The following is an 11,198-nucleotide window of genomic DNA, read 5'->3' on the forward strand; positions in this document are numbered from 1 at the left end:
TACGTGATGTTGAGCGGCCCTTATGGTGAAACCAACGCTAAAGGGAAATACAGCGGACGTGATTACAACACGGAGAAGGCCGGCGGGCCAATTCAGAACCTGGACTGGAAAGGGGCCACCATTGACCGCGCCGGCGTGGACAGGGTGAAGCTACATACCGGGCGGTTTGCTGAGTCGGATGCTAACAAGGTGATGATTGACCGTCTGGAGAAAATCCTGAAGGGGGAACTGCAGCCCACCGATATCGACAAACGGTTTTATACTCACGAAATTAGAGAGTTAGAACGTTATCGAGCTTTAGGAGTTCCTGATGGTATGGAAGACGAATCTGTCTGGAATGATGCGCATACTGCCACGCTTGAAGACTATAAGGTAAACGAAAAAACTCAACCCTTGTATACGCCAGAAGCAGACAAGGCCTATGAAGAACAAGAGAAGCGAGAAAACCCATGATTGATTTTAAAAAAATGATTGAAAGCGAAAGCGTTGAAGATGTTCTCTTACACTTTGCGCCGATCAGATCATATCCTGATATAGATCGTATGTATGTTCGCTATAATTTTGATGTTGCCGCAAGCCGTGAGCTTCTATTATGTTTTCAGAAATTGGTTAAAGAAGGCAAATTAGCGAAAAACGAAAAAGGGCATGCAATCAAAGGCCCGAACTGGAATGAACCCGCATTCGTGACCGAGAAAAAGTACGGTATTGAGTAGTTACCAGCACTTAGCTGTAAGTGTGTTTTAAGCAACGCCCAGCAAACGAGAGTTTGCCGGGCGTTTTCTATGGGTGCTAAATCCAGGCCAAACAGGTTTTCAGGTGCTGTGAGCGGCAAGGGACAGCAAGTAGATGAAGGCTGGTTAAACCAGGAACTGGGCGCGCCAGTTCCGGATCAGATTGCGGACAAGCTGCGTGGCCGTAAGTTTGCGAACTTTGATTCGTTTCGTAAGGCATTCTTGCAGGAAGTAAGTAAAGATCCAGCATTAAGCAAGCAATTTACTGTTTCTAATCGTAGCCGTATGGCTGCAGGTAAGGCACCGAAAGCACGTAAATTGGATGCCTCCGGTAAGCGAACTTCTTTTGAAATCCATCATATAAATGAGATATCCAAAGGCGGTGATGTTTACAATATAGATAATTTGCGAGTTATGACGCCGAAACGGCATGTTGATATTCATAAAGGAGGCAAATAATGGATCTTAAGAATAATATTACTGAATACAGCGAAGCTGAGTTTATTTCATTATTGAAAGAAATCTTCAAAGAGAATGTTGCTGAAACAGATGATCGCCTAGACATTCTTCTTGAACACTTCGAGAAGATTACAGAACATCCAGAAGGAACGGATCTGATCTATTACGCACCATCGGATGCCGAAGCAACCCCTGAAGCAATAACTAAAAGAGTCAAAGATTGGCGCACCAGGAACGGCAAGCCCTGTTTCAGGAAAGCCTGATCAAAACCTCTCACTTTTCAGCCCGGCTTTGAGCCGGGCTTCTTTTTTGAGTAGACCCAAAACAGTCAATCCGGTGAGACAGTTTTTCTGTCTCATTTGGGTTGTTTTTGTCCCATCCCGGAGTTACGTTCTCATCATCTAGAATCATAGGCGTCTCGACCAGCCCCGCCTGTTACGGGAGCCACCGGCGGTACGGTTTCAGGCTGAAAACAGCAATGACTGCTGGCAGTTTGATATTTCACCGTCCGATCTCAAGCATATTGAACAGCCTGTCTGGGTTGACCCTGCCCGGGGCGAGCCCACGCTGATGCTGTTCAGCGTGGTGGATGACCGGACAGGTGTTGCTTATCAGGAATACCGGTGTGTGTGTGGTGAGGATGCGGAATCAGCGCTGCGTTTTCTCTTTAACGCCATGGCGACAAAAGCCAGGTCTGATTTTCCTTTCCAGGGCCGCCCGAAAATGCTGTACCTCGATAACGGGCCGGTGGCCAAAAGCCATGTATTCCAGAATGTGATGCAGTCCCTGAAGGTTGACTGGCTGACGCATACGCCGGCAGGCAAGGATGGCACCCGGACGACGGCGCGGTCCAAAGGTAAAGTAGAGCGTCCTTTCAGGACCGTCAAAGAGGCGCATGAAACCCTGTACCATTTCCATAAACCGGAGACGGAGCTGCAAGCCAACGAATGGCTCTGGAACTATCTGAGTCGTTACAATGTGCAGCGTCACCGCAGCGAGAAACACTCCCGACTTGAGGACTGGCTGGCAAATATCCCCCGGGACGGCGTGAGAGATATTTGCAGCTGGGAACAATACTGCCGGTTCGCCCGTGAGCCTGAGTCCCGCAGGGTGGGTGTTGATGCGCAGGTAACGATAGACGGCACCGCATGGGAAGTTGAACCGGATATGGCGGGTGAAACCGTCATTCTGCTGTGGGGGCTGTTTGACGAAGAGATGTATGAGGAGTTTACCGGTGAAACATGGGGGTCTTATTATCCGGTGTCGGGGTCTGTGCCACTACACTGTTACCGGACGTTCAGGCGCGGTAAAGCAGCTTAACGGGCCGATCGTATCTATGCTCTGGCCAGACAGCTGAACATCCCCATCAGCGCGTTGTCCGGCAGCGATCTCCGCGTGGTCAGTGATGACACTCATCAGCGCATTAATGAGTTGCCACATCAGCCCTTTGATGCCCGAAAATTAGAATATCACTTTCCCACCGTTATTGCGGCAAAACTGGCTATTGCTGACGATCTGGCCATACCGCTGGCCAGAATGTCGGATGACGCCCGGGCGTTTAACGGCAGTATTCTGACTGAGACGCTAAACCGTAGTGAAGAACTCGCCCGCATCAGAGACTATTTTAGTAACAGACAAGCAGGAGAAGACCATGCGGGTTGAAGTGATGGAACATTATGGACTGACGCAGTCTATTGAACAGGCCGGGTATTATAAAACAGCTCACCATAAGCAGCTGATGAAAGTCATTAAAGGGGCGATACGCGAAGGACGACTGATAGCGGTCTGTGGCGTGGTCGGAAGCGGCAAACGGTCACCCTGCGACGCCTCCAGCAGCAACTGACGGATGAAACAAAATTATTGTCGCCCGCTCCCTGTCGGTGGATAAACCGAGTGTCCGGCTCGCCACGCTGATTAATGCTCTGTTTTATGACCTGGCGCAGGATAAGCAGGTGCAGATCCCCAAACAGGGTGAACGCCGCGAGCGGGAACTGCAGGAGCTGGTCAAAAAAGGTAAGCGCCCGGTGGCACTGTTTGTTGATGAGGCGCATGACCTGAACGGTAATACACTGACGGGACTCAAACGGCTGATGGAAGTGGTTGAAGACGGCGGTGGACGGCTGTCTGTCGTGCTGGCCGGTCACCCAAAACTGCGTAATGACCTGCGTCGTCCGACGATGGAGGAAATCGGTTATCGTACCGATATTTTTACTCTGGACGGGATCACCAGCAGCCAGCGCGAATATATCCGGTGGCTGCTGAACACCAGCACCGGCAAGGGTAAGCCGGAAGATTTTCTGACAACTGAAGCGGTTGACCTGCTGGCGATGAAACTCTGTACACCGCTGCAGGTCCAGTTGCACCTGACGCTGGCGACAGAAGCAGGATACCAGACAGGTGAAAAACCGATTACCGCCACGCTGGTGAATCCGTGCTGTCACACCAGCTGGATAACCTGGAGCCGACGCTCACGCGGCATGGTTACCAGCTGAAGGACACGGTGGAGCAGTTCGATGCAAAACCTGCTGAAATCAGGGCATTATTTAACAATCAGTTAGACCCTGTACGCACGGCCGAACTACGCGACAGAATGCCGGCGGTCGGTCTGCCGTTATGACGATGTCTCTTTGCAGTGAATGTGAGCCGAAAATGACGCTGATTGCGAGCCGGAGGGATGTCGATTGCGAGCCGCTTCAAATAGCAGTGCAAAGAATGACGTGCATAGAAATGTTATGTGAACATTTTTACAGAGGATAAACATAATCCCTGACAAGTCTAACCGCACGAAAAATTTCTTCAGGCAGAACGAAGTAAGCTTCGTGTAGGTTCACCGCATCAGGAGAAGCTTCATGAAATTCTTTATTCTCTTTTTCTCGGCTTCATGCTGGCCCTGTCATTTGTGACCTCAGCCCCGTCCACTAAGCGGAACAGTTCACCCAGGCGAAACCGTACCGCATCAACTTGTCAGCGGTGCTGCCTTCTGCGCGAGAGCTTTAGCATAGTTGCAGTCGGTCTTTGACAGGTTTCCCATTGCCCGGCAGAGATCCCTGGTTGTCAGTGATTCACTATCGCTATTTCGTGGCCCTCAGATTAAAACTGACAGGCAAAGCCAGCCTCAAGTTTGCGCGTTAACCGCCATCAAAATCAAAGAGACAGAGGCGTCTTCAGGAGCATTAACAATATACTTAGCTATTTTCTACAGGGATTGTCATGTTGCTGGTTCCTGCGCAAATATTGGAAGGCTCTTTTGCCATATCAATATCAACACAAATCTAATTTGGCTGACGCATTATCAGTCATTTTTGCATATATGAACTGAATTTCTGAAAAGTGTTCGGAGATCAAACGAGTGACTCTGCTCATGTGCCATTAAATTTACGATGGGCTTTTCAGGCCTCGTGAGAATTCGATCTACATGCACCTTGCAAAATCATACGGATACCAGCCTTACCATTTTTAAAGATACTAGAGAGAGTACAGCCTTTATTTGGGAAAATGTCACGCCCTGTCATTACTTAATGCTCACATCCCGGACAAACGTTGCATTTAATAATTGTATTTATTAATTGCTTCTTCATTTCTTGTACAGTATTAAGATAAAAGATGTTTATAATCATAATCTTAATACGTGTATGGGGAGAGTAAAAAAACAAAAATGACCTTGCTCTTAAGAAAACGGTCATACCTTTCATCCTTGTTTTTCAGCCATTTGCGCTAATTCATGGCTTGCATGTTATATCTTTCTGAAAGTTAAAGATTTTTAAAAACAAACAAAAAAACGATCATTTTCAACCACTTATCTGTTGATGTAACTCAAATCATGTGCTAGAAATAATAATAATTATTATTCTCATTAACCCAAAATGTAAGAGGCTACATCCATGCTATGGAAAGTTAACGGTTCGTTAATCTGCCCTAAAACGGGAGTTGTCTATTCAAGTATTGTGAATTTAAAATATTTTAAGTTCATAATCTGGTATGAAAGTAACGTATTCCTTTATCCGGGAGATGTATTAAATCAGACAAAATCAGAAATAACCGTGAATGGTAAAATCCTGCCTCTTACAGTGTACAATGTTTCACCATACAGTGAAATGTTATGGTATGAAATTAAGGATAAAACTCTCTGCCCTTTCAACAAAATAAACCCAAGCAAAAAGTGTGATTTATCAGATGATTGTAAAGCACAAAACTGCCCATATGGATTTATTACTCATCCTCGAATAATTATCCCGCGTAACCAAGATCAATGAACGATATAAGAATCGACGCCCCTCTTCTGGAGGTAATATGAATTTATGTCAGCAATAAAAAATCGCTTGAGACGGTTCACAAGACTTTCAGCACGTAAACACTGCCTTTTTCTGCCCCGGCAATGAAGCAAACCTCATGGGCCAACTTTACTACCAGCAGGATTTACTTTCCTGTCAGTTTTGCTGCACGTTAACGACTTTACGAGGAATACCTGCAGCTGACTTCGACGTTCTCGCTTTGTCTCTCCCTCCCCCCAAAGGACTACTAAAGGGAGGATGGCAATACGAGCCCGATAATGCTACCTGCGCTCCGGTTCGCATACTCGCCGGACCGTAAAAGAGCGCATCTCCAAAGACATCTTACCGGATACAGATTTACAGTGGTTGTAACGCACTGTGTGAAGACTGCCGCATCACGGAAGCGGCCTGCATGATGCCACGCCGGGAGAAAAAATCCACGACGTGTATGTACACATACCAACCGGCATCACAACCGAAGCGCTGAAGCGCATCGGTGAAATATACGCCATCGAGCAAGGGATACTTGTTGGCAGCCCGGCTGAGGAACGGCTGGCGGTACGAAAAGAGCCCCCTTCCACTGATGCAGTCACTGTATAACTTGATACAAACCAGGGAAAGCGCTGTCGGACCAATCGGACACGGCGAAAACGTTCGCGTACCTGCTTTAGCAGAGGGACGCCTGAACCTGTACAGCGGTGACGGCTGGGTGGAAAACGACAATAACATCGCGGAGAAAGACTTGCGAGGAGTTGCTCCGGTCCGAAAAAATGCCTGTTCGCGGGTTCGGACGATGGCGGTGAACTCGCTGCTGTGCTGTACACACTGACCAGCTCCTGCAGGCTGAACGGCGTGCAGCCTGAAGCGTGGCAGCGTTACGTATCTGGTGATTTCCAGGACGGACCGGTGGAACAGCTGCGCGCGCTGCTGTCATAGAAAGCCGATCTCACCGCTGACTAAACGCTTACGAAGAAGATACCGTTTTTCTTTTCCGGACATAATGCCCGTACTGACGCGTTGTTATGTGTTTATTACAAGGCACAATCTTTCTTTCGGCGATAGTCCGACCCAGTTAACTTTCGCGCCGACCGGCAGTCCATGGAGGGGTCCGGGGGTTAACATAAGGTCTGAAGCTCTCCGTGAAATGGCTTCTTCAGGAAGACAATGCGTTAGGCAGCCCCTAATGTGAATGAACACTGGGCAGGCTACTTCTGGCGAAAATCGGGATCATCATGCCTGGGGTAATTGCATCCCGGAATCGGGCTGGCATTACAGCCTCCAAAAGATGTTTTTTGCATTGGTTCATGTTTAACTGAGTAACTAAATTCCTGAATTTGTTGTTCAGAATTCACGGCTTGCCCGGCGGAAAAGGGCAGCTCTTGCGATGTGCTCTGGAAAGCGAACGCCTGAGGAGCGAAGAGGCACAGTAAGGTGGCGCGGGTGAGTAAATTCATATGTTTTCCAGTGAAAGTTATGCTGGTTCGATGATATACCAGAGTGATCCAATGAAGCCTTAACGGCATGATTAAATAAACCCAGCGCCATTGTGGCGATAAATATTCAGTTTAACCTTGTCCCTGATCGGTACTGCATCAGACTATGCTGATGGCGGAGGTGTTGCTTCAGCTGCGATGGAGGGCATCCACGCGCCAACAAGGAAGCCCAGAGATTCATAACAGGCTGTATGTGCTTGAAAAAATGCTGATATCCGGCGCAGAGATAGTTGTGACCATTGCACCCTGACGGCGAGAGGATGAAACGATGCTTTGGGCAGCCACCATGGCAGACAAAACGAAAGTGACAGGATTTGCAATCGGCGGTGAGGGTTAACTTTTTAGCGTGACCAAAGGCTATCGCCGATTCGCTATTATTCATCGCATCAATACTATGTTGGTGGATATTCCCCAGCAGGTATTCCGGATATACATAGTGATCGCAATTGTAGAGATCGCCATTTGCCTCCAACGCAAAAGCGTGGCCGCAGCTTTCTGTATGAACGCATAATACGGGTGATTGCCTGGTCCAGGCGGCAAGAGCGACATCAAACATTTGAACCACAATCTGGTCTATGTCGCGGCGGATCCAGATATCAAATATCTGGCTAAGAAACTCGCCATACCTGAGAGAAGGGACGGTCCAGGGAGTCAGACGCGCTTTTTGCGTATCGGGAGTGACCAGCTTAAGCGGCCCCCCTGAATCGGTAGTGATTCGCTCAACCAGTGGTATAAATTGCATATATCGTGAGCCACACCCTCGCAAGAATTCATAGACCTCGCGGGCATATGAGACGTTATGCCGGCCCACTACCGTCAACGTATTGAAATCAACCTCAAAGCGTCTCAGCAACGATAGCCCCTGCATAACAGAGCGATGGCTTCCTTGCCCCGAGCGGCTGACGCGATAGCGATCATGCAGAGTTTCAGGCCCATCGAGGGAGAGACCCACCATAAAACGATGCTGCGAAAGGAAGGCAGCCCACTTTTCGTTTAGCAAAATCCCGTTGGTTTGTAATGTATGATGTATTTCGCGTCCCTTGCCGTACTTGTCACAAAGCCTGATGGCATGCTGAAAAAAGGGAAGTCCTAATAGCATGGGCTCTCCCCCTTGCCATGAGAATATCACCGGCTTATCGTGCTGAGCCGCAATATGTTGCTTAACATACTCTTCAAGTGTCTCTTCAGACATTCTCCAGTTTTGCTTACGGTGCGGGTATAACGCCTGCTTTTCACGATAGAAGCAGTATTTACAATAAATGTTACACTTCGAACCACCGGGTTTAGCCATGACGTGACATTGACGGTACATGTTTTTTTATCCTTATAGCAGATTAATCTCTCATCAGACGATGTACTCGTTCCGGGTGAAGATCCCACTGAATACCATGCAGGGAAGGGATCCAGCTTCCATCGTCTTTTTCAGAAATTTCATCTGTATATAAAGCATTGAGTTTGCCGTTTAGTGCCATGATCAATGGAAGGTGTCGTTTATCATTTGCTAAATTAATCATTTCATGTGGATCGGATTGCAGGTCATAGAGCTCAATGTCATTAAGAGCCAGTAGTTCACTTTCTGTCCGGGGAGTGTGGTGCTGCTGCAGTGAAAAATAACGGGTAAATTTATATCGACCGTCACAGAACATTCTTATGCCCCCTCTTTTATTTAAGTCTGGAGACAATACGGAAAATTTTTTTTGTTTTTCTTCCTTACTTAGCGTGGTATCTCTGATGACTTTAAACATATTGCCGACGTAGGTGGCATCGGAATAAAGTAACATATCGTAGCAATATAAAATACCCGGTCTGACCGCATCGATGGTTGATGAATCTGGATTAAATAATAACCCGCTAAAATCATGCCCCTTGCGGTTTTTCAGCGTCTGACTTTTTTCCCGATTTTTTATACCCGTCAACCCCACTAAAGTGGGCGCGATGTCTACATGTGAGGTGAGAGCCCTGGATTGTCTACCGCCTGGAAATGCAGGATGGCTAACTATCAGGGGCACGTGGACTTGCTCTTCATAAGTGCAGGTCCCTTTTCCGTTCATCTGATGTGCCCCACATAATTCGCCATGATCGGAGGTATAAACAATTATCGTATTATTCGTTATGTCTAACGCATCTAACTCATCGAGGATCCTGACGAGTTGGGTATCGTTATCACGAATACAGTTAAAGTAGTAATCCTGAAGGATTCTCCAGCGTCTGTCCTGATCCGCTATATTGCCAACCAGCAACCCATTACAAAGTTGATACTCAAGGTGTGCTGGTGGTCTGCCTTGCGCGCTGAACGCCTGATGTCTGGTGGGGGCCAGGGGCACCCTGGGCCAGGTGTCCAGATAAAGACGATGTTGTGGCGCTTTATTTGGCGTTGAGGAGTTACTGCCCAGAATGCACGCCCCTTGCCACTGGTTTTTATCGGTGTCAGTATCTGTATCAATGTACATAGTATCGTGAGGGTTCACCAGATTCACTGCCAGAAACCATGGTTTGCTAATACTTTGCATTTCAGTGCCTTTATCTCTCAGCCAGTTTATGGCTTCTCCTGCAGTTAGCTCATCATACAAATACCCCCCCTGGCTGTGCCCAATAATATCGCCAATGCCGGTATAATCATTAAATCCGTAGTCCGCCATGATTTCATGAAGTTTAACTCGTGGGACCATGCCGACATCTGTACTTCCATCGGCATTTTTAGCGACAGGGTCTTCCATTTGAGTACTTAAATGCCATTTCCCTTTATATGCAGGATAATAGCCCATTTCACCCATGATATGACCAAGCGTACCTAGCTTAGGATCAAGACTGTCCGGCGACCAGGGAAAACCCGGATTATCAAACATTTTTGTTTGGGGCATATGTAGACCGGTATATAACACCGAGCGCGAAGGAGTACAGACACTGCTACAAATATAGTGATTGGTAAATGTCGTGCCAGATTGCATCAAACGTTCCCGGCCAGGAACGGGCATGGGATAAGGGCTGAAGTAACGTTCCTGATCCGATGTGATAAGCAAAATATTGTAACCTTCGGGCATTTTTTCAGGTATTAATCCGCCAGAATGATAGCGGGGGCTATGAGTATGAACGTGTCCTGATACATCGGTGGTAGTTTCCACTGGTTTGGTCAGATTTTTAGCTAAAATTTGCGGCGAGGAAATCAGGGATGCTGCAGTAATGGCTCCTGAACCTAATAAAAAGTTCCGCCGTGAAACTTTAATCGTTTTTTTCATAACAAAACCTCGTTTCTTCATTCAGTTTCCTTCGGATAATGGTTGCCCGAAACATCCAGATGTTGCGGGTGCGGAACAGACGAATGTCCTTTATGGTAATTTGGACACACTGATCTGTTTGAACGTCTGGTACTCACGGCCCCTGTCAGGAACCAGCATGGACTATCACGCTTTTATCTCAAACGTACGTAGCCCAGAAAAGCACCTGGCATCACCAGTACACGCGAGGAAAGCATACTGCCTTCCGATTGACCTTGATTCCCAAGATATACTGGCCAGTAACGGCCATTGGTCACCACAGCTGAAAAGTCTGCCTGCAAGGCGGGTGGGATCAGGGGCATTGCATACCACGCACCATGCAAATACTGGTTAGATAATCAACTGGGACAAGGCGACTAATGCCCCGGTGTAACCAAGGGGTGTCATAGGGATACATCCCTGACTGTTCTGCGCTAAATAGCTAGATCACTGAAGGGAACTCAGGCCGGAATGATCGTTCTGATCAGTCGCGAATGAAAAATGACGTTTATCGTCGATAATGATCGACATCCATTTAGAGCCACGAAACACAATGCTGACTGAAGCAAAACCCGAAATTCGGTGGCATTTACCAGCCAGTTTACTCATCGTGAGTGAATCACGTTAAGCGTTTATGGCAGACGTTTCACGACACGTACATCGGATCAACAATGCCGTTTCAATGTGGCAGTAGCTGAATAAGATAAGGTATTTTATGTCAACCGATTATCCATTCCCCGGATGTAAAGATGGTCTGGCAAAAGTGTAGCAATATGAAACACAACTACTCAGGATCAACGGATTCATCAGTTTCAAACTCCTCATCAGAATTGTGCTATATGACCCATGGACTGCGCAGGTCAGTCATTTTTGTTATTGAGACATTATGCTTTTCTCAGTCATTCGACGGGAGACAGTATGCCTCACAGGTTTTTATCATCTTCCTGCCGATAATCACAGGACGAGCGGTTTCATCACTGACAGTATGTG

6 protein-coding genes and 5 pseudogenes are annotated in these 11,198 nt (G+C 47.4%); 8 read left to right on the forward strand and 3 right to left on the reverse strand.

What is annotated here, in order from left to right; genetic code table 11:
* From ACWKX3_RS22995 to ACWKX3_RS23025, 7 genes and pseudogenes are all read left to right on the forward strand, one after another.
* A pseudogene (locus ACWKX3_RS22995) lies at positions 1–453 on the forward strand (S-type pyocin domain-containing protein); the annotation flags it as partial.
* A complete protein-coding gene (locus ACWKX3_RS23000) occupies positions 450–713 on the forward strand; it encodes an immunity protein (RefSeq protein ID WP_454542530.1) in 264 nt (87 codons plus the stop codon). The pseudogene ACWKX3_RS22995 and the gene ACWKX3_RS23000, both read left to right, overlap by 4 nt.
* Positions 714–782: 69 nt before the next feature.
* The gene (locus tag ACWKX3_RS23005) at positions 783–1,190 is read left to right on the forward strand and encodes an HNH endonuclease signature motif containing protein (protein ID WP_454542531.1); all 408 of its coding nucleotides are present in this window, start codon (positions 783–785) and stop codon (positions 1,188–1,190) included.
* On the forward strand, positions 1,190–1,453 hold the full coding sequence (locus tag ACWKX3_RS23010; RefSeq protein WP_454542532.1) for a bacteriocin immunity protein: 264 nt from the start codon (positions 1,190–1,192) through the stop codon (positions 1,451–1,453). The genes ACWKX3_RS23005 and ACWKX3_RS23010 overlap by 1 nt, the downstream gene beginning before the upstream one ends.
* Before the next feature lie 151 nt (positions 1,454–1,604).
* Positions 1,605–2,852: pseudogene (locus ACWKX3_RS23015) on the forward strand (IS481 family transposase); the annotation flags it as partial.
* Positions 2,785–3,807 (forward strand): annotated as a pseudogene (locus tag ACWKX3_RS23020) (ExeA family protein). The pseudogenes ACWKX3_RS23015 and ACWKX3_RS23020, both read left to right, overlap by 68 nt.
* Before the next feature lie 1,905 nt (positions 3,808–5,712).
* A pseudogene (locus ACWKX3_RS23025) lies at positions 5,713–6,397 on the forward strand (IS66 family transposase); the annotation flags it as partial.
* Positions 6,398–6,666: 269 nt separating this feature from the next.
* Here the strand turns inward: ACWKX3_RS23025 and ACWKX3_RS23030 are convergent.
* The 3 genes from ACWKX3_RS23030 to ACWKX3_RS23040 form a co-directional block, all read right to left on the reverse strand.
* Positions 6,667–6,915, reverse strand: a complete 249-nt coding sequence (locus ACWKX3_RS23030) for a hypothetical protein (RefSeq protein WP_454542533.1) — start codon at positions 6,913–6,915, stop codon at positions 6,667–6,669.
* Between the two features lie 106 nt (positions 6,916–7,021).
* Entirely contained in the window at positions 7,022–8,266 is a 1,245-nt protein-coding gene (locus ACWKX3_RS23035) for an anaerobic sulfatase maturase (RefSeq protein ID WP_454542534.1), read from the reverse strand.
* Between the two features lie 22 nt (positions 8,267–8,288).
* On the reverse strand, positions 8,289–10,190 hold the full coding sequence (locus ACWKX3_RS23040; RefSeq protein ID WP_454542566.1) for a sulfatase-like hydrolase/transferase: 1,902 nt from the start codon (positions 10,188–10,190) through the stop codon (positions 8,289–8,291).
* Between the two features lie 578 nt (positions 10,191–10,768).
* On the opposite strand from ACWKX3_RS23040, the pseudogene ACWKX3_RS23045 reads away from it, so the two are divergent.
* A pseudogene (locus tag ACWKX3_RS23045) lies at positions 10,769–10,977 on the forward strand (IS630 family transposase); the annotation flags it as partial.
* Positions 10,978–11,198 lie beyond the last annotated feature (221 nt).

Source organism: Enterobacter sp. UPMP2052, from assembly GCF_053709675.1.